Below are 21,841 nucleotides of genomic sequence, written 5' to 3'. Positions count from 1 at the left end.
ACTGTACTATGTCGGGCCCTCAAAGTGAAGTTTTTCCCACGAGTCGTTGGCGAAGCAATGCACGTCGTATTCGTTGAACCCCTGTTTCCCGGGAACCAGAAGGACTTCGTACGCGGTCTGCACGAAATCGGCGCGGACGTGTCGGCGGTGGGCGAAGCCCCGGTGGAGGCGCTCGGCCCGGATCTGCACCGGTGGCTCACCTGCTACGAGCAGGTCGGCTCCGTGTGCGACGAGGGCGCGCTCGCGCACGCCCTTAACGAGATCCACCGGCGGCGACCCGTGGATCGCCTCGAGGCCACGGTGGAAGCCCACATCCTTCCGGTCGCCCGCGTGCGGGAAGCCGCCGGACTGGCCGGGACCTCGGTGAGGACCGCGCACCTGTGCCGCGACAAGCCGGCAATGAAGGACGCCCTCCGCGCCGCGGGGATCGCGACCGCTCAATCCATGGGGGGAGGCGACGCCGGGGAGATCGCGGGTTTCGGCCGGAGGATCGGTTATCCGCTCATCGTGAAACCTCGCGCCGGGGCCGGCGCCTCGGGCACGTATCGCGTCGACGATGAGGCGCAGCTTGCGGCGCTGCTCCCGCGCCTCGGCGTCGGGCATGGCGCCGAAGTCGCCGTCGAGGAGTTCGTGGACGGACACGAGGCCTTCTACGACACGCTGACGGTGGACGGCGTGGTGGTCCACGATTTCATGACCCACTACTACCCGAACGTGCTCGAGGCGATGCGGATGCGCGAGGTGTCGCCCCAGTTCATCGCCACGAACCGGATCGACGCCGCCGACGCCTACGCGGAGGTCCGGGACCTGGGGCAGCGGGTCATCGATGCGCTCGAGATCGGGACCTCCGCCACCCACATGGAATGGTTCTTCGGAGAGAAGGGGCTCAGATTCTCCGAGATCGGTTGCCGTCCGCCCGGCGTCCGGGCCTGGGATCTGTACGGCGCGGCGAACGAGCTGGATGTGTACCGCGAGTGGGCGGCCTGCATCGTGCACGGCCGGAAACTGCGGGACGCATCGCGCCGGTACTCCGCGGGGATCGTGACGTTGCGGCCCGAAAACGATGGGCGGATCGCGGGGTATGAGGGTCTGGAGAAGGTGGAAGCACGCTTCGGGGAGTGGATCATCGACACGCACCTGCCGCCGCCCGGTACGCCCACCCAGCCGGTGGAAGCCGGATACATGGCGAACGCCTGGCTCCGTCTGCGGCACCCGGATTACGACGAACTGCGCGAAATGCTCGACGCGGTCGGGCGCTGGGTGAGAGTGCGCGCCGCATGAGGGTGTCGAGAAGGCGCCGGGCCACGGGCGACGCCGGGTTCCCGTCCCGGCTCGTCCTCCTGGGTCCGCGAGGGGGCGACCTTGCGCTCATCGACGTGGTGTGGGAACTGGAGGCCAGTGGCGCGCTCTCACCGGGCGCGCGGATCGGGGCCATCACCGCCGGATGGCGAGACCGGGAGGCGAACGAAGGACTCATCAATCCCCGCCTGGCGGACCGCGTCGTGGATCTTGAACTCTATCGGCGCTCCGACCGGATCGCCGAGGCGGACGCGGAACTCGCGCGTGCGCACCTGGAGAGCCGGAACCGGCTCCGAGCGCTGCGCCGCGCCTACAACCTGCGGCTCCACGGTCTCGTCGAGGCGCATCGGCGGCTGGCCGAGCTGCGGGGGGACGAGACGGTTCTCGCCGCCGAGCGGGAAGAGGCCCTCGAAGCGATTCGACGCCTCGATGCGCGCCATCTGGACCGCGTGGTCGAGATTCGTTCGGAGTTCGAAGGGCGCATGGCGCCGGGTGAGCGCGATGCCGTGCGGTCGCAGCGACGGGAGGTGAACGCGCGCCTCGAGGGGGTCGAACTGATCGTCCTCGAGGGCGGGCACGTCTCGAATCTGCTCAGCCGGCTTCGTCTATTCGGCGGACGGGAACTCCTCGGAGGGCGCACCGTGATCGCCCGCTCGGCGGGCGCGATGGCGCTGACGGAGCGCATCGTCCTCTTTCACGATCGGCCGCCGTGGGGGGAGGGGAACCCCGAGGTGTTCGATGCGGGACTCGGGATCGCCGAGGGGATCGTCGCGCTTCCCCACGCCTCGGCCCGCCTGGCGCTGGACGACCGGACGCGGGGGGCACGGCTCGCAGCCCGCTTCGCCCCGGCCTCCTGCGTCCTCCTCGACCCGGGCCGCCGCATCGACCGGGCCGGCGACGGCTGGAGCGGCGTGGACGGTGCCGAGCGCCTCGATCTGATGGGCCGCCGGGTCCTCTTCCGCCAGGCGGCGTAGTCCGGCCCATGCGATTCGACGCCGGCGCCCGGGAACACGGGTACGACCTGTCGATGCCGCGTTCGCCCGCGATCGCGGCGCTCGAGAAGCAGCTCGTCTCGGGTGTCGGTGCGGCGGATGCGGTCGACGCGTTCGTCGATGCGAACGAGTTCCCCCTCGCCGAGCCGCCACTCTACACCTTCGTGTACCGGGGCCACGCCGACGCCGTGCGCCTGCGACACTGGGTGCACGGACTCCAGACCTCGGCGCCCTTCCGCCGCCTGGACGGAACCGATCTCTGGTGCTACACGCTCGAACTCCCCGACGAGTCCCGGGTGGAGTACAAGATCGAGGTGCTCGCCCGCGGCCGCGCCGAATGGATCGAGGATCCGCTGAACCCCCAACGCGCCCGCGACCCGTTCGGCGCGAACTCGGTCGTGCAGGCACGGGGCTACGAGATCCCCGACTGGGCCCGTGAGAGCGGGGAAGTCCGGCCCGGCGAAATGGACGAACTCGCGGTCGAGAGCGAGGCGCTCGAATCCGCCCGTCACGTGACGGTGTACCGTCCGGCGGAGTTCCGCGCCAACCGGCGCTACCCGCTGCTCATCGTGCACGACGGCGGGGACTACGTCGAGTACGCCGGCCTGAAGCACGTGCTCGACCGACTGATCGACCGCTTCGAGGTCCCCCGGATGATCGTCGCCCTTCTGCACCCGGGCGACCGGATGTCGGAATACTCGGCAGATCCGGCGCACGCCCGGTTCGTCGCCGAAGAGTTGCTCCCGCGCCTCGAACGCGACTATCCGCTCCTCCCGGATCCGGAGTCGCGCGGCCTCATGGGCGCGAGTCTGGGCGCCGTCGCATCCTTCCACGCCGCGCTCGAATACCCCGGCCGCTTCGGCCGCATCCTGCTCCAGTCGGGCTCATTCCTCTTCACGGACATCGGCGACAACGAGAGCGGCCCCGTCTTCGACCGCATCGTCGACATGATGAACGCGTACCGGGCCGTGCCGACCGCCATCGCGGAGAAGGCGTTCGTCTCCGTGGGCGTCTACGAACCGCTGGTCTCGGAGAACCGAGCCCTGATACACGCTCTCCGTCGCGGCGGCGCGGACGTACGCTTCGTCGAGTCGCGCGACGGCCACAACTGGGAGAACTGGCGCGACCGTCTGCGCGAGGGCCTGTCGTGGCTCTTCCCGGGTCCGCTCTGGATGGTCTACGAGTGACGGCTCCGTCGACGTCCGCGGGCGAGGTCACGCGCCGCATCGGCCTCTCGCTCGGGGCGGACCTCTGCTGGCCCATCGCCTATCGCGCGATCCTCGAACGGCTGAACCCCCGGATTCCCTCGTCCGATGGCACGATCCGGTTCCATATCGAGGACGTCATGATCGAGCCCTTCGACCTGCAGCAGAAGGGGAAGTACGACGTCGTCATCGACCGCCTCACGCACTGGTTTTTTCCGACGCGGGAGTGGATCAAGAAGTCCGTGATCATGGACGGGCTCTACGTGTTCAACAATCCGTGGAGCGTCCAGTCGATGGAGAAGCACTCCACTTACTGCGCGATGATGAGGCTGGGTCTCCCCGTTCCGCGGACGTGGCTCATCCCGCCCAAGTCCTACGATCCGCAGGACGATCTGGCGGTCACCCTGAAACGCTACGCGCGGCTCTTCGACCTGCCCGCCGTGGCGCGCGACCTGGGCTATCCCGTGTTCATGAAGCCGTACGACGGCGGCGGCTGGCGCGGCGTGTCGCGGATCGGGGACGACGAAGCGCTCGGCGCCGCCTACGACGAGAGCGGCAAGTTCGTCATGCACCTCCAGCAGGGGGTGGAGCACGACCGTTTCGTCCGCTGCATCGGGCTGGGACCCCAGACGCGGGCCGTTCTCTACGACCCCGGCGCCCCGGCGCACGACCGCTACACCGTCGAGCGCGATCATCTCGAGCCGACGGACGCCGGCGCGATCCGCGACACGACGCTCACGATCAACGCCTTCTTCGGGTGGGATTTCAACTCGTGCGAGGTGCTTCGCAGCGGCGGGCGGTGGATGCCGATCGACTTCGCGAACCCCTGTCCGGATTCGCAGGTCACCTCGCTCCACTACCACTTCCCCTGGCTCATCAAGGCGAATCTCCGCTGGTCCCTCTTCTGTGCGGCGACCCGGCGCAGGATGCGCATCAACCTCGATTGGCAGCCGTTCCTCGAGGCCTGCCGTCCGGGGATGTCGGTCGGCGAGAGGGTTCGAGCCTGCGCCGGGATCGCGGAGGCCAGGTTCGAGACCGACCGCTTCGTGGAGTTCTGCGAGACGCATCTCGCGGAGCTGGACGAGGTGGCCGACGAGTTCTTCGGCAGCGAGGCGGCTCACGAGGCGGTGCGCGCGAAGGTGGCCTCGCTCTACCCCGATCACGAGATCGAGGAGTTCACCGCCCTCTTCTTCGACCGCATACAGGCGGCCCGCCGGGAGGAACCCCCCGGCGCCGTGCCGATTCTTGCCTCATGAAGCTCAATGCCAGTTGGTGGTCGCATCGTCTCGGACAGGAGGTCAACGTCGCGCGGTGGGGCGAGGTCGGCGTGCCCTTCCTCATGTTTCCCACGGCCGGAGGAGATGCAGAGGAGATCGAGCGCTTTCTCGTCATCGACACGGTGGCGGACTACCTGACGGACGGCCGGATCAAGGTCTATTCGTGCGACAGCGTGGCGGGCCGCGTCATGCTCGGACGCGAGGGGACCCCCGAACACCGCATGGCCGTCCTGAACCGGTTTCAGGAGTTCGTCTACCGCGAGTTCGTCCCCATGATCCGGGAGGACTGCAACGATCCGGGGATCGAGGTCATCGTCGCAGGCTCCTCCATCGGAGCGTTCAACGCGCTCGCCGCGCTGTGCCGGTTCCCCGACGCCTTCTCGCACGCCGTGTGCATGAGCGGCACGTACGATCTCCAGCGTTTTTTGAAAGACGACACCGGCGTCGAGGCGAGAGCGACGGGCGACTTCTACCGAGCCTCGCCCGTGCACCATCTGCCGCAACTCGAGGGCGAGACGCTCGACCTGCTGCGCCGGCGTTTCGTCCTCCTCGCCTCCGGGAGCGGGCGGGCGGAGGATATCGGCGAATCCTGGCGCGCGGCCTCACTCCTGGGGCAAAAAGGCGTGCCGAACCGGATGGACGACTGGGGCGAGGAGTGGCACCACGACTGGCCCACGTGGCGCAACATGCTCGTCCGCTACCTCGACGAGCTCCTCCCGCCTCCCTAGTCCGCCGTTCTCATCAGGCTTCGCGATCAGTCGTCGCCGCGCAGCGACGGGACGTAGTAGTCCCGCGCGTAGTCCCGCACCATGCGGCCCGCCGTGAATCGCGCGCCTGCCACCTCGATCGCGCGCCGGGCGGGCGCGAGCCAGCTTGCCGGGGCGTCGTCCGCGGCCCCGGCGCCGGGCCGATCGTAGTAGAGGGGGATGACGTCCTCCTCCAGGAGCCGGAAGAGGTGTTCGGCATCGTGCTCGTCCACCTCCTCCTCGCTCGCCGTCGCGGGGGCGAGCGGGATGATCCACCCGTTGTCGCCCTCGAAACCCTCCTCCCACCAGCCGTCCGCGGTCGCGAGCTGGGGTACGCCGTTGAGGGCGGCCTTCATCCCGCTCGTCCCGCTCGCCTCCAGCGGGACCCGAGGGAGGTTGAGCCACAGGTCCACGCCCTCGACGAGACCGTGCGCCGCATGGAGTCCGTAGTTCTCGAGAAAGGCGATTCGCCCTTCGAACTCCGGATCGCGGGTATGCTCGTACACGCGCTGGAGGACGCGCTTCCCGTCGTCGTCCCGCGGGTGCGCCTTCCCGGCGAAGATCAACTGCACGGGGCGGGCGGGGTCCGAGAGTAGCGCCAGCAGGCGTTCACGGTCGCGGAAGATGAGGTCCGCGCGCTTGTACGTCGCGAAGCGCCGTGCGAACCCGATCGTGAGCGGCTCGGGGCTCATCAGCGTGCCGGCTCCGGCGAGGTGAGCCGACTCCGTCCAGTGGCCGGGCCATCGGCGTCTGGCCTCGTCGCGCATCAGATCGAGGAGCCGGAGCTTCAGCCGGCGCCGCACGCGCCACAGCGCCGGCGCCGGCACGTCGCGCACCGCGCCCCACATCGCTTCGTCGTCCGTGCATCGCCACCCGGCGGGCAGCCATTCGTCCAGGAGACCGGCGATGTCATCGCTCATCCACGTGGCGAGGTGGACCCCGTTCGTCACGTGCCGGATCGGTACCTCTCCGGCCGCACGGTCCTCCCAGAGGCCGCGCCAGATGTTCCGGCTCACGCGCCCGTGCCGCGCGGAGACGCCGTTGACGCGTCGCGACAGCCGGATCGCCGCCGCCGTCATGTGGAATCGGTCCTGCGCCTCGTCGTCCGGATGGCGACCGAGTCCCAGCAACTCCTCGCGGTGAGGGATCTCTTCCCAGAACGTCTCGCCGATCCATTCGCGCATCTGGGCGTGGGAGAACACGTCGTGACCCGCGGATACGGGCGTATGCGTCGTGAAAACGGTCGAGGCCCGGACCCGGGACACCGCGTCCGCGAAGGACCGGCCGTCCCGCATCAGCCGGCGCACGCGCTCCACCATCATGAACGCCGCGTGTCCCTCGTTCGCGTGCCACGCCCCGGGCTCGATCCCGAGCGCGGCGAGCACGCGCACGCCGCCGACGCCGAGGATCGCTTCCTGCCGCAGCCGGTGATCCGCGCCGCCCGCGTAGAGTTGGTGGGAGAGGCCCCGGTCGGCGGGATCGTTCTCCTCGAGATCCGTGTCGAGGAGGTACAGCGAGACGCGGCCGACGCGCAGCCTCCACGCCCCGATATGGATGCGGCGTCCCCCGCCGCGGATCGAAGCGAGCCAGGGGACGCCGTCCACGCCCCGCAACCGCTCCAGCGGGGTCAGGTCGGGGTCGAGCGGGTCGTCCGCATCGTCCTGCCAGCCGTCCGACCCCAGCGTCTGGTCGAAGTAGCCGTGCGCGTACATCAGCCCGACCCCGACAAGGGGGACCCCCAGTTCCGACGCCGCCTTGAGATGGTCCCCCGCGAGCACGCCGAGTCCCCCGGAGTAGATGGGGATGGACTCGTGCAACGCGAATTCCGCGCAGAAGTACGCCACCGGGAGGTCGCGGAACGCGGGATAACGCTCGTCGAACCAGGTCGGGGTGGCGTCCGCCCCGACGTCGTCGGCGTGCCCGGCTGTCCCGGGTTCCCGCGCGTGACCGACGGCTACGGCGTCGCGCCGAACGTCCAGCGCCGCGTCGTATCTCCGGAGGAAGACAGGATCTTCGGCCACGCTGCGAAGGCGCTCGGCTCCGACGGTTCGCAACAGCGCCACGGGGTTGTGCCGCGTGCGGCGCCACAGCGGCGGATCGATGGCCCGGAAGAGGGTCGGGGCCTCCGGATTCCACGTCCACGAGAGGTCGTTCGCGAGCGTCCACAACCCCCCGAGGCGGTCGGGCAGCCGGGGACATCGCGCGTCTTCAGCGGTGGTCGTCCTTTCGCGCGGACTCACGTCCTTGTGCGTCTCCTTGCTTCAGCGAGGGTGCTGGCCGCAATCAGCGGTTGGGCGGCGCCGGGGCTCCGGGCCGCCCGGAGCGCGCACGAACTTACCGCACTCGGCCAGACGCGACACACCCGGCGGTTTCACTCCCCGGAATCCCGGCCGGACTACCTCGGTCCCACTCGGACGATGTTCCCGAAGAAAGCCTCGGTTGCCGCGTCGTCAGGGGGGGGTACGTTGTTCGTATGCACTCGATTATCGCAACGAGGCTCCACGCGAAGCGATGTTCCTTACCGGCATTGGTCGGTCTGGTTGCAGCGGGTTTCGGATGTGGCGTTTCGGCGACGCAGGATCCCGGGATCGTTGTGATTCCAAACGATCCGTCCCCGCCGTACACGATTGACCTCGAACCCGGTCGGGTACTTGCGGGTGGCACGCTGCACGAGGACGACTGGGTCTCGACTTTTGGCGGCGTGGAGGTGCTGGGAGCTGGCACGTTGCTCCTCTGGGATTTGACCGCTTATCGCTTCCTCGTCGCCTCGCCCGGCAGTCCGGACCGGCGCTGGATCGGGACCGAGGGCGAGGGGCCGGGCGAGTACAGAGGGATTCGATGGGTACGCTCCCACAGGGATCGCATTCATGTGTTCGACGTTGACAACCTGCGCCGCACGGTGCTCGATGCGGAGAGTTTCGAGGTACTTCACACCAACCCCCTGCGGCTTTACGGCAACTACTGTTGCGACGCCGCTGTACTGGACGACTCATCGTACGTGATCAGTGCGATGAGTTACTTGCCGGAGCGCGTCGGGTATGCTCTCCACCGCTTTGACGCGGCAGGCCATGTGGCACTTTCCTTCGATGAGGTGTCCGTCGGAGCAGTGCCCGACGTGCAGAACCATCGATGGGTGGTTGGAGCCTCGCGCAGCGGACACGTTTGGTCCGCATCGTTCCACGAGTACAGAATCGACCTCTGGGACGCGGCCAGGGGGATCCGAAGCCTCTCGCTGAAGAGGGAGGCGGACTGGGTTCTCCCCCGCCACGTGCGGGAAACGTGGGAACCGGGGAAACCCGGATTGTTGATGATCACCGGCCTCGCAGAAGATCCGCGGGGCCGACTGTGGGTGATCCTCCGTGTACCTACACGGTCTCCGCCGCCCGACGATTGTTTCGAGGTCGTACACGACCAGACACCCGAGGGTCCTGGATACCGTGTTCGCGAGGCGTGCCAGCCACTCCATTACCTGAGGATCGAGGTGCTCGACCCCCGGGCTGGTCGGCTGCTTGCCGCCTGGGACGCTCCGCCGACGCTCGCCCGCGACTCCGTCCCTTCGGGCGTCACGGACGAGGGGATGCTCTACTCGCTGGGGCAGAATCCCCTTGGGTTCCCGGTTGTCCGGCTTTGGAACGCAAGGTTGAAACCAGTGCAAGGCCCACCTCAATAAGGAGGCGAACGTGAGAGCGCTCAGGATATTCGGCTCGGTGTTGTTGCCTCCAGGCGGGAAAGGTAGGCCCCGCCGAACACGCCGTGCCAATACGCGTCGTTGCACTGTGCGCGCGCGATGGCCCGCCGTACTCCTGCACACGATGGTGCGTATCCCGAGTTGGTCCGGAGCCCGGCATGTCTCAGCGCGTCGCGCCGCGGCCAAGAGCGACGAGCCTTACGTCGGCCACCATGACCTCTGCGTCGGAGTTCGACATCACTACGCGTTCGATACCGTCGAAATGAACGTCGGAAGGGCGGGGAAATCCGCCATCTCCGTAGTCAGGCGAGAGAAAGACGGGGATCGCCGTCAGGTCTCCGACGTCGAGTACGTAGCCCACGGGGTCCTGGCCCCCCAGCCTCGAACTGACGAACAATCGTCCGTCCGGGAGCGGCTCCACACGCGCAAGGCCAACGCCCAGCACACGGCTCCGTCCGCCGAAGCTCTCAATGGTGCGCGCCCGATGGTCCAGTCGCAGCGAACGAGCCGGTTCCGGAAAGAAGCGTACGCCCAGAAGTTGACCGTCGTCCCCGTAGCTGACGAGCGCCAGATGCTCGTTGTCCAATACATGGATCGTCCCGTCGCCGGACACGGCGGTCTCGTGCATGGGAAGCTGGTAATGCTCACCGGTCGCGACGCGAAGTGCTCCCGGTATCCGGGCGAACGGAATACTCTCGCCCCCCGACATCCGAACCAGGTAGTAGTCCGGATACGCGTCGGAAGCCACGACGAGGCCTCGTTCGGAGTGGTAGTCGAGACTGCGTGCGTTTCCAGGTAACGGCGCGACGGAGATGAAGTCCCCGCTCGGCGTGAGGTGCTGCAACCGCCCGGCACCTCCGTCCATTACGATGATTCGCCCTTCGTCGCCCGCGAGCCGCGACGGTGACGACCACTCTCCGGGTCCCTGCCCCTCGCGTCCGATGATGCCCTTGACGTTCAGCTGTCGATCCAACAGCACGATTCGGGGGTGCAGACCGTCGGCCACATAATAGCCGGATCCGGTGACGAGGATGTCACGGACTGATCCGAAGCTCACTCGCTCGTCCAAAGCGCCGATGTGGGCGACCACAGCGCCGATCTCGTACGCGTGATCCGTAGTCTCAACAAAGCGGAGACGTGTCCCGGCATCGGGCAGGACGGTGGCCCCTCCGCCGCAGGACATCGGCGCCGGAAGCAGTGCCGCTGCAAGCAACCACTTCGCCGGTCGCCTGCCGGGGCGGATCCCTACCTGCCGCGAATCGCCCATGGTTCGAAACTCAAAAGAACGAAAGCGCGGCGAGCTGCGAGGCAGGCCGTTCAGAAGAGCCAGGGCGCATACGTATCGCAGCGAAGAGTGACATCTCTGCCCTCCTCCATCTCGTAGGTACCGACATGGAACGACCATCTCAAGGCGGCCTCCGAACTCGGTGTTCCGCTCGTAGGCGTGGGGCTGATGTCCGCGCCCGGCTACTTCGATCAGGCGCTGTTTGCTCCCTACACGACTGACACTTGACCCCGGGTTCTCGTCGCGGCCAACGGGTGTGGTGGCACCGTGGCTCGAGGTCGCCCGGAGCGCGCACGAACTTACCGCACCGGCAAGGCGCAACACACCCTGCGGTTTGACTCCCCGGGACCCCTGTCAGCCCCCTTCGCGACGCGTACCCGTTGCAGCCTCAGCGGTGCGGGGCCAAACTCAGCCCTCCTTCCGCACACTCGTCGCCAACGGGGACAACGCATGGACTTCGCCACAATCGTAGACTGGCTCGACCGGAACGTCGCGCAGTTCGGGATCACGATCGGGGGAGAGCGCCTGACGCTTCAGGTCCTGCTCCTCCTCGGGATCGGGACCTATCTCACTCTCCGGCTCGGCCTGCCGCAGATCCGCAAGTTCGCGCACGGCGTCGCCGTGGCCACGGGCCGATACGACGACCCGAACGATCCGGGCGACGTGTCGCATTTCCAGGCGCTGACCACCGCGCTCAGCGCCACGGTGGGCATCGGGAACATCGCCGGCGCCGCGATCGCCATCCACCTCGGGGGTCCGGGGGCGCTCTTCTGGATGTGGATGACCGCCTTCCTCGGCATGGCGACGAAGTACAGCGAAGTCACGCTGGCGCAGAAGTACCGCGAGGTCGACGAGTCGTCCGCGAAATACAGCGGGAAGGTGTCGGGCGGACCGATGTACTACATCGAGAAGGGGCTCGGTCCGCGCTGGAAGCCCGTGGCGGCGTTCTTCGCCGTCATGCTGGGGATGACGGCGTTCATGACGGGGAACGCGAACCAGGCCAATACGGTCGCGGACGCGATGCTCGCCGAGTTCGGGATCGCCACATGGATCACCGGTCTCACGACCTCGACGATCGTCGCCCTGGTGATTCTGGGCGGCATCAAGCGCATCGGCCGCGTGACGAGCATCCTCGCTCCGTTCATGGCGATCGTCTACGTGACCGCCGCCATGATCATCATCATCCTGAACCTCGGCGAGGTGCCGGCGACCTTCGCGCTCATCTTCAGCGAAGCCTTCAACCCGACCGCCGGCGTGGCGGGCACCGGGGTTGGCGCCTTCCTCGTCACGCTCATGTGGGGCGTGCGGCGCGGACTGTTCTCGAACGAGGCGGGGCAGGGATCCGCGCCGATCGCGCACGCGGCGGCGAAGACGGACGAGCCGGTCTCCGAGGGCGTCGTCGCGCTGCTCGAGCCGTTCATCGATACGATCGTCATCGTAACCATGACGGCGCTGGTCATCATCATGACGGGCGCGTGGAACTCGCAGATCCCGACCGCGATCCAACTGGAAGGCGGGGACATCAGCTACGTGGTGCTCGACGAGGGCGGAAGCTCCGTGCCCACGGAGCCCACGGGAACGATCCGCTATACGATCGGGCGGCCGGGCGTGACGAGCGAGCCCCACCTCGCGTGGCACGAGGTCTCCGTGCCGCAGCTGTTCGAGGACGAGGCGCAGACGCAGCCGTTCAGCGGGGCCGTCGACCCGGCGCGGTCCGTCGCGATCGCCGACGACGGGCGGGAGCTGGCCGTCCTCTACGGGCAGGCCTACGAGACCGGCGCGCCCCTCACGCAGATGGGCTTCCAGCGCGGCCTGTCGCCGCTCGGCGACTGGGGTCACTACATCGTGATCTTCTCGGTCTTCCTGTTCGCGATCTCGACCGCGATCTCATGGAGTTACTACGGCGACCGCTGCGCGAACTACCTCTTCGGGCCGAGCGCGATCATCCCGTACAAGCTCGTGTTCGTCGCGATGCACTTCGTCGGGGCCGTGCTGCCGCTCGCCGTGGTGTGGTCGCTGGGGGACATCTTCCTGGCCATCGTCATCATCCCGAACCTGATCGCGTTGATCTTCCTCGCGCCTCAGATCAAGGAGATGACGGAGTCCTACTTCACCCGCAGCCCCTGGGAGCGGCACCGCTAGGCTGGCGGCTCGGGGCGGTCAGCGCTCCGCCGCCAGCCTCCCGGCCTCGCCGTCCGCGCGCGGCGGGGCCGTGCCGCCCAGGCCCTGAAGCGCGGCGCCTTCTCTTCGAAGACGCCGCACGCCCTCCACGTACTCGGAGAAGCTGATCCTGCCGGCGACGTAGCGGCGCTGGAGTCGGGAGAAGATCCGGCTCTCCGCTCTCGTCACGGCTTCGCTCATCGCGGCGACGTCCGCCGCGGGCACCTTGACGCGAGAGTGCCGGATCCGGCGGGCGCCCGGAAACCGGGTCCCGCCCCGGACGGCGCCCGTGATGTCGCGCGCAAGGCTCTTCACGTCGGCCGTGCACTGTCGCATGAGGCCGGGCCAGGATTTCGTCACGGTCGCCACCGCACGGCTCACCGCGCGACCCACGGCGACGAGGACGCGGTGGAAGTCGCCCCGACTCCAGTCGCCGGCGCGCACGCGTTTCCGGTAGATCACGGCGGCGATGCCTCCCAGGAAGACGATCTCGAACATCGCTCAACCCTCCCGCGAGGCTGCGGTGCCGGGCTCCGGCCACGCGCTCTCGATCTCGCGCGCCGCGCGGTCCAGGATCGACTTCACTCTTGCAAGCGTCTCGGGATCACCCTGTCCGCCCGTCGCGCGCTCGAAGCTCACCTGGGCGAGGTGAATGAACGAGCGCGTCACGTCCCGCATCGCGGCCCCCGTGAAGCGCTCGCCCATGTTGACGAAGCGGCCGAAGATGTCGCGGGTGCGGGAGCGGTGCTCCTGGAGGAAGTCGCGGCCCGCGGCCGTCAGCCGGTAGACGCGCTTCCCGTCTTCCTGTGTCGACGATACGTACTCCTGGTCCTCGAGCAACTGCAAGGTAGGGTAGACGGAGCCCGGACTCGGCGTGTAGAGGCCGCCGGACTCCTCCTCCAGCCGCCGCATCAGTTCGTAGCCATGCATGGGTTCGTCGGAGAGGAGGCGGAGGAGGACGAACTTCAACTCCCCCTTCCGAACCACGCGCCGATTGCCCGCGAGTCCCCCGCCGAAACGAAAAACGCCCGGGCCGCTGCAGTTTGCCCAGGCGCCGAATCCATCCTTGCTCGTGAACATCTACCCCCTCCCGTTTCCGACCGGTCTCGATATATCGAAATAGTACCCGATATATCGGAACGACGCAAGGGGGGTGGAGGTTCAGCCCCCGTCGCGGTGGAAGTGGTGTACGCTCCCCTGGCTTGGCCCGAACACGACGACGTCGGCCAGGTTGACGTGTGGCGGGGCGTTCACGACGTAGGAGACGACCTCGGCGACGTCGGCCCCGGTGAGTGGCTCGACCCCCTCGTAGACGGCTCGCGCGCGATCCTCGTCGCCCTTGAAGCGCACGAGTGCGAACTCCGTTTCGACGAGACCCGGATGGACGCCCGACACGCGGACGCCGGTACCGAGGACATCGAGGTTCGTCCCCTCGGTGATCGCCTGCACGGCGTACTTCGTGGCGGCGTAAACGCTCCCGCCGGGATAGACCTGTCGACCGGTGATGCTGCCGATGTTGACGACCTGACCCGAATCGCGCTCGACCATGGCGGGGAGGAATGCGCGCGTCACGTAGAGCAGTCCCTTCACGTTCGTGTCGATCATCCGGTCCCAGTCGTCGACATCGGCGTCGTGGACGAGCGCCATGCCGCCGGCGAGGCCCGCGTTGTTGACAAGGATGTCGGGAACGCCGAGTGCGGCGCCGAGCCGCTCCGCCTCCTCCCGCACCGCGTCGCGGTCGCGGATATCGACGACGCCGATGTCCACGGTGACCCCGCTCTGCGCCGTGATCGCTTCCGCGAGGCGAGTGAGGCGCTCCGCCCTGCGAGCCCAGAGCACGAGGTTTGCGCCGTCATCGGCCAGGCGGCGGGCGATGGCCTCGCCGATTCCCGAACTCGCTCCCGTGACGAGCGCAAGCTGTCCCGCGATGCGGGAGGTCACGGTTTCGCGCCTCCCGTGGCCGGGGTCTCCCGCAGGTGGGCATCCATGAATTCGGCGGACCGCTCGAAGGCGGTGACCCAGTTCCGGTGCAGGAGGAAGCCGTGGACCTCGTCCGGGAAGACGAGTTGCTCGACCTCGACGCCGCGCCTCCGCAGCGACTCGATGAGGTCGACGGATTCCGAAAACGGCACGTTGCGGTCGTCGTCTCCGTGGATGAGAAGCACCGGGGAGCGCCAGCCATCGATCCACGCCATCGGCGAGGATTCGAACGCGAGCCGGGCGAAGGCCTCGCGCGTCTCCGGCTGGTAGGACGGCACGAAGTTGCGGATGACCATGTTCCAGTCGTGGACCCCGTGGATGTCGACGCCGGCGGCGAAGAGATCCGAATTCCGCGCGAGGCCGAGGGCCGTGAGGTAGCCGCCGTAGGAGCCGCCCCAGAGCCCGACCCGCGTCGCGTCCACATCATCCCGTTCCCCGAGGAAGCGTGCCGCCGCGACGACATCGCGGTATTCGCTCGCCCCGCGGGCGCCGTAGTTCAGCGCCTCCCTGAACTCGAGCCCGTAGCCGGTGCCGCTGCGATAATTCACCGAGAGGACGACGTAGCCCCGGCTCGCCAGGTACTGGTTCAGGGCGTACGCGTTGTGGTAGTAGCGCATGTAGTGCCAGCCGAGGAGCATCTGCCGCCTCGACCCGCCGTGAAAGAAGATCGCGGCCGGGTGTCGCCCGCCCTCCACCGACACGGGCGGGAGGAAGAGTTGTCCGTGGATCAGAATTCCGTCCTCGGACTCGAAGGTCACCTGCCGTGGCTCCACGAGACTCTCGAAGGGGAAGGCATCCGGCATGAATCCGTCGACGAGGGGACGTCGTTCTCCCCCCGCATCCACCTCGGCGTGGGCCGGGGTCCGGCCGTCGGCGGCGAGGAACGCGAGGACGCCGTCGGGGGTGACGGCGGGGTTCCACTCGATGCTGTTGCCCGACGTCAACGCTTCGGGCGGACCGCCCGCGGTCACCCGCCACACGTGGCGGCGGTCGATGTCGTCCGCGTTGGAGACGTAGTAGACGGACTCTCCGTCCGGCGAAGGGAGCACGGATTCGACCTCGAACTCGCCCGGCGTGAGGTGCGTCGCCTCGCCGCCCGTGACCGCAACGGAGTAGAGTTGGTGCCAGCCCTCCCGTTCCCAGGGGAAGACGAGCCGGTCGGAGGCGAGCCAGACCAGGGAGGGGCCGGTCATGGCCTGAAAGGCGCTCCCGCGCCCCGTCGGAGCCTGCCACACCACGCGGGCCTCTCCCGTGGCGGGGTCCGCCACCCGGATGGACCAGGGCAGGGCGCTGCGGAGCGGGGAGAAGGGCAGCTGCGCCCCCTCGTTCGGGACGCGGATGAAGGCGATGGCCGAGCCGTCCGGCGCCCACGTGGGGCTGCCGTCGCGATCCAGACTCGGATCCAGATAGCGGACCGACCGATCGTCCAGCGAGAAGATGCCGACGAACGCGTGGTCCCCGCGGTTGCTGACGAACGCCAGCCGGCCGCCGTCCGGGGACCAGGCCAGCGAACTCGCACTCCCGCGGATGCGGAGGAGTGGACCGGGCGGCGCCGAGCCATCGAGCGTAAGCGTGAAGATCTGGCCGCGGTTGACGAACGCGAGCGTCCGTCCGTCCGGCGCGATCGCCGGAGCGCTCCCTTCGGCGAGCGGCCGTGAGGTCCCGTCGAGCCCCGCCACCCACACCATCTGAGTCGCCGGTTCGGGATCGGAGCGCGGGTTCGGGATCTCACCGGACCGGTTCGGTCCGCCTCCGCGCACGAAGATGACCTGGCGCCCGTCGGGTGTGAACCGGAGCTGGGACAGATCCTGACCGTCGTCCTCCGTCCAGTTCGTGAGCCGGCGACCCACGTACTCCCGGCCCTCGGCGACCCAGAGGTTGCGGACGCCCCGATCGTACCGGACCCAGGCGAAAGCGGCCCCGACGGGTGCGGCGGTCAGATCCGTGGCGAAGGGCGCGGAGAGGATGTCCTCGACGGAATACGGGCTCTGGGCCGAGGCAGCCGCCGGAGCGAGAGGGGCGAGGAGCCCCAGGATGCCGGCCGTCCACATCCGGCCGCGGGCCGCCGCGACCGGCGGGTTCACGTGATCAGCTGCGGCGCAGGACATAGAAACACCGGTCCGCCGACGGATTTCTGACAAGGCTCTCCACCGCATAGCCCCTCCTGAGATAGGCCAGGAACGCGTCCCGCACCGTTTCGCGCCACCGCACGAGCGACCCGTCGGGTGGCAGCGATTCGACATCCGCCGGAACCTCGACGAAGACCTCGTCGCCGCCGGGCAGTCCGACCTCCGCCGCGCCGCCTTCTCCCGGCCGGGGCACGACGCAGGCCGGATCCGGAAGCGGCACGTGGAGCCGCCGGGCCGACCGCCGGGATCCGTCGTCGAGGGCCCGGCGCGTCTCCGGGCCCTCGAGATCCCAGCGCACGATGAACCGGTCGGTTTCCCCCCCCGCGTGCAAGGGGCTCCCCGTATCGGCGCCGTACATGTTCGGCGCGTACCGAAGCACCGTCGCACCGAGCCGGTTCAGGTTCAAGTGTGCGTTGCGCGCGACCATTGGGTCGTACGTCCAGAAGATGGTGCGGATGCCGCCGGACCGGACAGACTCCCGCTGAAACAGCTTCAGATCGCGGCCCAGGCCCCGCCCGCGCGCGGACGGCTCGACGGCCAGCATGTGCGACCAGTGAGAAGGGACACCCTCGAACCGTCCGAGAAGGGAATAGACGAAGCCGATCATGCGCCCGTCCTCGAACGCGCCGCCCGTGAAGCCGCCGATCTTCTGCGAGACCTGGAGGACGGAGGCGGGAACGATGTCGGAGAAGCCCTCGCCCCACGTCGTCTCCTGGAGCCGCACGCACGCACGCCACTCATCGAGCGTCTCGAGCGCGCGAAACTCCGTCACGCCGGGACGCGCACGCCGGGGGCGGCGACCGTCTCGCTCCGTCGCGTCAGCGCTTCCACCCGCTCGATGTCCACCTCGACGCCGATCCCGGGCCGGTCGCGCGGCACCGTCACGAAGCCATCCGCGCTCATCGTCCACTCGGGGGCGACGATGTCGCGTTCCCAGTAGCGGGCGCTCGGCGACAGATCGCCCGGAAGGCGGAAGTTCGGCATCGAAGCCAGCGCTACGTTGTAGGCCCGCCCGATCCCGCTCTCGAGCATCCCCCCGCACCAGACCGGAACCCCGGCCCGTGCCGAGATGTCGTGGATCTCCCGGGAGTTCAGGAACCCGCCGACGCGGCCCGGCTTGATGTTCACGATCCGCCCGCTGCCGAGCGCCAGCATGTCCTCGCATGACGGGGGGTCCACGATCGATTCGTCGAGGCAGACGGGGGTGGCGAGCCGTTCCTGGAGCCGGGCATGGCGCACGAGGTCGCCGGCGGCCAGCGGCTGCTCGATCATGATCAGGCCGAAGGCGTCGAGTTCCGCCAGGCGATCCGCGTCGTCCAGCGTGTAGGCGGCGTTCGCGTCGACGGCGAGTTCACGGTCGGGCCCCAGCGCCTCGCGCACCGCCGCGACGTACTCGATGTCCTTCTCCGGGCTGATCTTGAGCTTGACCTTCCCGTAGCCCTGCTCGACCGCCTGCCGCGCCTTCTCGACCAGCGCGGCGGGTGAAGGCTGGAGACCGAGCGAGATGCCCGTCGCCACCCGGTCCCGGGTCCCTCCGACGAGCTCCGACAGCGAGACGCTCCGGACTTCGGCGCTCAGGCCCCAGATGCCCATCTCGATCGCGGCCTTGGCCATGGGGTGGCCCTGAACGCCCTCGTCCAGAAGGGGCCTGACCGCCTCCGGGCCCTCGAGTTCCCGCCCCAGCACCCGCGGCAGCAGCCATCGCCGCAACGCCAGCCGCGCGGTGTCCACGGTCTCGGGGGAGTAGTTCGGCTCCTCCCCGCACACGCACTCCGACCAGGCCGTGGCGCCGCTCTCGTCGCGGAGTTCAAGGAGAAGGATGCGGCGGTTCTCGACCCATCCGGACGAGATGATGAACCGCTCCCGGAGCGGGAGTTCGATCTCCCTCAGCGTGACGTCCGTCAGGTACAGAGGACTCGTCGGCAAGGCGTTCGTCTCCGTGGGGTGGGTCGCTCCGCAACTCATCGCTCCGGGCCCGATCCGGCGTCGGCACGGGAGCCCCGTACGGTCGGGGTCCACCAGCCGCGGAAAGACCCGGTCGGCTGGCGGGACGTTAGCCGTTGCCGCACGGCTCGCGCCAGAATCCGGGCTCGGCGGGGCGGGTCAGATGGAGAGGTAGTGACTCACCTTCACGATGAAGACGTTCTCGGCCGGCGCGAGGAACAACCCCTCGAGGTCTCGATTGAGGTCGAAACTGCCGAGCGGGACGCTCTCGCGGCGCGCGTGCTGCCACACCAGGAAAAGCTCGGACCCCGGGCGGTACTCCCAGCGGAACACCGCGTTGCCACGCAGCGAACGGATGTTGAAGTCGCGGTCCCGGGTGGAGTAGTCCAGCGTGCCGTCGCCGTCGAAGTCGAAGTAGCGCGAGCCGTTGAAGGCGCACGTCGTCCCGTCCGTGCAGCCGGTGACGACGCCGTTGAAGCGGTAGGCCCGCCCCTCGGCGTATTCGACAAAGTCGAACGATCCGGGGGCCTCCAGCTGTCGATAGCCGAGATAGTCACCCGCGGAGAGGAGAGGCTGCGCATAGAGCTGCAGGCTGATGTCGGGCGTGAAGGACACGTTCAGCCGGGTCTCCATCGAGAACCCCGTCCGCTGGAGGTCTCCGAACAGGTATCGCGTCCCGTATGTCGGCAGGTAGTCGAGGGTGCTCGTCCGCGTCACGTACTGCGCCGCATCCCGCCTGTCCGTGTAGTTCGGGCTCAGCGAAAACCGCCAGTTCGGAAGCGGCCGGTAGGAAATGTTCAGGCCCGTGTTGAAGTCGTGCCCCCGTCCCTGCGCCGCCACGCGGTACGAGAAACGCGGCGACACGTGGAACGACCGGCTCCGGTCCGTGTTCGCGTCCACCCGCACGTTGAATTCCGCGGGTTCGGTCATGAGCGGACCGCCGCGGGTCTGCGTATCGGACTGGGATTCGGGCGAATACGAGAGGTTGAGGTTGAAGGCCCAGTTGTTCAGGAAGGTGAACCTTCCGCTCATCCACGCCGCGCCCGTGTCGTAGGCCCGGCGGAAGTGGTCCGGACCCCACGTCTTCTCCAGCAGCGAATGGCGGAAGTTGTGGTAGGTGAAGAGGCTGATGTTGTAATTCCGGAAGAGGTCGCCCGGCCTGATCTCCCGATACCCGATGCGGGCTCCCACGTCGAGCCGCTCCCCGGTGGTCAGGAAACCGAAGTCGTTGACCTCGAAACCGGGGGTCTGCTGGCCCGCCCACGCCCCCCACGTCCAGTGCTCGCCCTCCTTCTCGAGCTGGACGCGCCAGTCGCTCCCGAACATGGACGTGGCCGTGGAGTCGACCGCCAGATAGGTCGCGTCGGGCCGCTGGTAGTAGTGGGTGGGATTGCGCTGCAGCCGGAGGAGCGCCTCGCTCGAACCCTGCACGAGGCTGCCCGAGTAAAAACCCCAGAGACGGTAGTCGCGTCCGCGGCGTCCGCCCCACTGGTGTTCGAAATCGACCCCGAAACTGAACGCCTCCGAGGGGAGAAAATCGAACGATCCGTCGCCCGGGAGTTCCCGTTTGAGTCCGGTCCCGATGACGCCGACCTTGCTCGCGCCGCCGCGGAAATCCTGCTGCAGCCGAACGACCGCGTGCTCGGCCTGGGGCTCGGCCACGAACCTTCCGAGGGAATCGTCCTCGGCAAAAAACGCCTGCCCCATCTCCTGTCCGGTGACCGCCGCCAGGGCGCCCACGGAGAGACCACTCCGGGTTCTGCCCGTAAGCTTCGCCGCCCCCAGGATCGACGTCACATGGGGCTCGTCGTGAAAGTCCGCTTCGTAAGGTCCGGATCCCCGCGGTTCCCGTCCGATCCGCCGGCTGAAGAAGAGCGCCTTCCCGCCGCCGAAGCGGCCGCCGCGCGAGCCGGCGAAGGTGAAGATCTGCGCGTCGCGCACGAAGAAGGGGCGTTTCTCCGGGAAAAACGTCTCGAACGCCGTGAGGTTGATGACCTCGGGGTCCACCTCCACCTGGCCGAAGTCCGGATAAACCGTCGCATCGAGGCTGAAGGCGGAGCCGATCCCCATGCTCATGTCGAGCCCCCCGCGCGGCTCCATCTCCTTGCCGTCGAACAGCGGATTCCCCGGCGTCGCGGGGGCGGTGTGGTACTGGGACACGGCGAAGGGCCGAACCTCGAACCTCCGGCTCGAGCGGGGGAGTTGCAGACCGTCGATCGTGCCGAACTGGCTGACTCGCCCCCGGGCCGTGCGCGACTGCAGGGCGAAGTAGTCCGTTTCGTTGGTTTCGAGACGCCGCCGCTCGAAGTTGATGCCCCACGTCTGCATGCCGGGGCGGGCTTCGTAGCGGATCTGGGAGAGCGGAATCCGCATCTCCACCGTCCACCCCCGGTCGTCGACCTGCACCGCGGAGTCCCAGATCGCGTCCCAGTTCACGTCTTCCTGGGTATCGCCGAACAGGTACCGGTCCGTCTCGGCGCCGGCGGCGCTGACCTCGAACTCGTAGCCGGTCAGCCCGTCCCGGTTCGGATCGAGGGAGAGCTTGAAGGAATCGAAGGAACCCCGTTCATCCCGACGGGTGAGACGCGCCCGGATCACGCGCGGGTCGCTCTCGTACATGCGGGCGGCGACGTAGATCGCTCCGTCGTCGAACACGACCCGGACCTCGGTGGGCTCGGACGGCTCCGCTCCCTCCAGCGGGACGCCCTGGACGAAGTCGGTGATGATGGGGGCCGGTTGCCACGCCGGATCGTCGAGTCGGCCGTCGATCGAGAGCGCGCCCTCGCGACGCACCGCATCCACGGCCGCCGGATACACGCCTCCCCTGAAGACGGTCGCTTCGGGTCCTTCGGGCGGTGAGAGCCCCTCCTGCTGCCCGTGAAGCCCCCACCCCACCCCGTTTATCGCGAGAGCCGCGGAGAGGAGCACCGCGCGGCTCGCCAGACGCCAGTTTTGCATGTAAGGCCAGACACATCTTCCCGCGACATCGTTTAATGGGGTCCGATCCAAGTTTCGTCGGCGCCGCGAGAGCGCTAGTTTGGCGTCTGCCGGGGGAATCCGGACGTGGTGATTTGAGGCGGATTGCAGCCACGCAAAACAATCGCTAAAGAGCCACGCCCCGGGCGCGATTCTTTGG

The 21,841-nt window shown here is 68.2% G+C and carries 16 protein-coding genes, 1 pseudogene and 1 riboswitch; of the genes and pseudogenes, 7 read left to right on the top strand and 10 right to left on the bottom strand.

Annotated elements, in window-relative coordinates; translation table 11 throughout:
- The first annotated feature begins 57 nt into the window (after positions 1-57).
- Genes ACQY5G_RS13905 through ACQY5G_RS13885 form a run of 5 tightly spaced genes read left to right on the top strand, consistent with a single transcriptional unit; the run spans position 58 to position 5,501 of the window.
- Entirely contained in the window at positions 58-1,281 is a 1,224-nt protein-coding gene (locus ACQY5G_RS13905) for an ATP-grasp domain-containing protein (RefSeq protein WP_428274917.1), read from the top strand.
- A complete protein-coding gene (locus tag ACQY5G_RS13900) occupies positions 1,278-2,273 on the top strand; it encodes a hypothetical protein (protein ID WP_428274915.1) in 996 nt (331 codons plus the stop codon). The genes ACQY5G_RS13905 and ACQY5G_RS13900 overlap by 4 nt, the downstream gene beginning before the upstream one ends.
- 8 nt (positions 2,274-2,281) lie before the next feature.
- Positions 2,282-3,478, top strand: a complete 1,197-nt coding sequence (locus ACQY5G_RS13895; protein WP_428274913.1) for an alpha/beta hydrolase — start codon at positions 2,282-2,284, stop codon at positions 3,476-3,478.
- The gene (locus tag ACQY5G_RS13890) at positions 3,475-4,752 is read left to right on the top strand and encodes an ATP-grasp domain-containing protein (protein ID WP_428274911.1); all 1,278 of its coding nucleotides are present in this window, start codon (positions 3,475-3,477) and stop codon (positions 4,750-4,752) included. The genes ACQY5G_RS13895 and ACQY5G_RS13890 overlap by 4 nt, the downstream gene beginning before the upstream one ends.
- Entirely contained in the window at positions 4,749-5,501 is a 753-nt protein-coding gene (locus ACQY5G_RS13885; protein WP_428274909.1) for an esterase family protein, read from the top strand. Before ACQY5G_RS13890 ends, ACQY5G_RS13885 begins: the two co-directional genes overlap by 4 nt.
- Positions 5,502-5,527: 26 nt before the next feature.
- Here the strand turns inward: ACQY5G_RS13885 and glgP are convergent, their stop codons facing one another.
- Complete coding sequence (glgP, locus tag ACQY5G_RS13880) at positions 5,528-7,759, bottom strand: alpha-glucan family phosphorylase (protein ID WP_428274907.1); 2,232 nt, start codon at positions 7,757-7,759, stop codon at positions 5,528-5,530.
- A 353-nt stretch (positions 7,760-8,112) separates the two neighbouring features.
- Here glgP and ACQY5G_RS13875 point away from each other — a divergent pair, with 353 nt between their 5' ends.
- Positions 8,113-9,189, top strand: a complete 1,077-nt coding sequence (locus tag ACQY5G_RS13875) for a hypothetical protein (RefSeq protein ID WP_428274905.1) — start codon at positions 8,113-8,115, stop codon at positions 9,187-9,189.
- Positions 9,190-9,239: 50 nt separating this feature from the next.
- Here ACQY5G_RS13875 and ACQY5G_RS13870 read toward each other — a convergent pair.
- Together ACQY5G_RS13870 and ACQY5G_RS13865 are read right to left on the bottom strand one after the other, a co-directional pair.
- A pseudogene (locus tag ACQY5G_RS13870) lies at positions 9,240-9,317 on the bottom strand (alpha-amylase/4-alpha-glucanotransferase domain-containing protein); the annotation flags it as partial.
- Positions 9,318-9,370: 53 nt separating this feature from the next.
- Positions 9,371-10,264 carry a hypothetical protein gene (locus tag ACQY5G_RS13865; protein WP_428274903.1) on the bottom strand — a complete coding sequence of 298 codons (894 nt, stop codon included), beginning with the start codon at positions 10,262-10,264 and terminating at the stop codon, positions 9,371-9,373.
- A gap of 678 nt (positions 10,265-10,942) precedes the next feature.
- On the opposite strand from ACQY5G_RS13865, the gene ACQY5G_RS13860 reads away from it, so the two are divergent.
- Entirely contained in the window at positions 10,943-12,634 is a 1,692-nt protein-coding gene (locus ACQY5G_RS13860) for an alanine/glycine:cation symporter family protein (RefSeq protein ID WP_428274901.1), read from the top strand.
- A gap of 18 nt (positions 12,635-12,652) precedes the next feature.
- On the opposite strand, the gene ACQY5G_RS13855 is transcribed toward ACQY5G_RS13860, so the two are convergent.
- The 7 genes from ACQY5G_RS13855 to ACQY5G_RS13825 all read right to left on the bottom strand — a co-directional run bounded on the left by ACQY5G_RS13855 (position 12,653) and on the right by ACQY5G_RS13825 (position 21,663).
- Complete coding sequence (locus ACQY5G_RS13855) at positions 12,653-13,150, bottom strand: hypothetical protein (RefSeq protein WP_428274899.1); 498 nt, start codon at positions 13,148-13,150, stop codon at positions 12,653-12,655.
- A 3-nt stretch (positions 13,151-13,153) separates the two neighbouring features.
- Positions 13,154-13,732 (bottom strand): PadR family transcriptional regulator, encoded by a 579-nt coding sequence (locus ACQY5G_RS13850; RefSeq protein ID WP_428274897.1) that lies wholly within the window; start codon positions 13,730-13,732, stop codon positions 13,154-13,156.
- A gap of 81 nt (positions 13,733-13,813) precedes the next feature.
- Entirely contained in the window at positions 13,814-14,593 is a 780-nt protein-coding gene (locus tag ACQY5G_RS13845) for an SDR family NAD(P)-dependent oxidoreductase (protein ID WP_428274895.1), read from the bottom strand.
- Positions 14,590-16,716, bottom strand: a complete 2,127-nt coding sequence (locus ACQY5G_RS13840; protein ID WP_428274893.1) for a S9 family peptidase — start codon at positions 16,714-16,716, stop codon at positions 14,590-14,592. The genes ACQY5G_RS13845 and ACQY5G_RS13840 overlap by 4 nt, the downstream gene beginning before the upstream one ends.
- Positions 16,717-16,720: 4 nt before the next feature.
- Complete coding sequence (locus ACQY5G_RS13835; RefSeq protein WP_428274892.1) at positions 16,721-17,533, bottom strand: GNAT family N-acetyltransferase; 813 nt, start codon at positions 17,531-17,533, stop codon at positions 16,721-16,723.
- A complete protein-coding gene (gene menC / locus ACQY5G_RS13830; RefSeq protein ID WP_428274890.1) occupies positions 17,530-18,687 on the bottom strand; it encodes an o-succinylbenzoate synthase in 1,158 nt (385 codons plus the stop codon). The genes ACQY5G_RS13835 and menC overlap by 4 nt, the downstream gene beginning before the upstream one ends.
- Before the next feature lie 177 nt (positions 18,688-18,864).
- Positions 18,865-21,663 carry a DUF5916 domain-containing protein gene (locus ACQY5G_RS13825; protein ID WP_428274888.1) on the bottom strand — a complete coding sequence of 933 codons (2,799 nt, stop codon included), beginning with the start codon at positions 21,661-21,663 and terminating at the stop codon, positions 18,865-18,867.
- Between the two features lie 95 nt (positions 21,664-21,758).
- Positions 21,759-21,832, top strand: a riboswitch (SAM riboswitch).
- Positions 21,833-21,841: the final 9 nt, after the last annotated feature.

It is taken from the genome of Candidatus Palauibacter sp. (assembly GCF_965261555.1).
Lineage (GTDB): Bacteria > Gemmatimonadota > Gemmatimonadetes > Palauibacterales > Palauibacteraceae > Palauibacter.
Note: the sequence above shows the minus strand (reverse complement) of the source record. Positions and strands in the feature narration are given on the sequence as shown.

Bases quoted from the DNA above. Each gene is read 5' to 3' on its own strand.
- ACQY5G_RS13855 (WP_428274899.1), bottom strand. From the start codon at position 13,150: ATGTTCGAGATCGTCTTCCTGGGAGGCATCGCCGCCGTGATCTACCGG.
- ACQY5G_RS13905 (WP_428274917.1), top strand. From the start codon at position 58: ATGCACGTCGTATTCGTTGAACCCCTGTTTCCCGGGAACCAGAAGGAC.
- ACQY5G_RS13895 (WP_428274913.1), top strand. From the start codon at position 2,282: ATGCGATTCGACGCCGGCGCCCGGGAACACGGGTACGACCTGTCGATG.
- ACQY5G_RS13900 (WP_428274915.1), top strand. From the start codon at position 1,278: ATGAGGGTGTCGAGAAGGCGCCGGGCCACGGGCGACGCCGGGTTCCCG.
- ACQY5G_RS13860 (WP_428274901.1), top strand. From the start codon at position 10,943: ATGGACTTCGCCACAATCGTAGACTGGCTCGACCGGAACGTCGCGCAG.
- ACQY5G_RS13850 (WP_428274897.1), bottom strand. From the start codon at position 13,732: ATGTTCACGAGCAAGGATGGATTCGGCGCCTGGGCAAACTGCAGCGGC.
- ACQY5G_RS13885 (WP_428274909.1), top strand. From the start codon at position 4,749: ATGAAGCTCAATGCCAGTTGGTGGTCGCATCGTCTCGGACAGGAGGTC.
- ACQY5G_RS13825 (WP_428274888.1), bottom strand. From the start codon at position 21,663: ATGCAAAACTGGCGTCTGGCGAGCCGCGCGGTGCTCCTCTCCGCGGCT.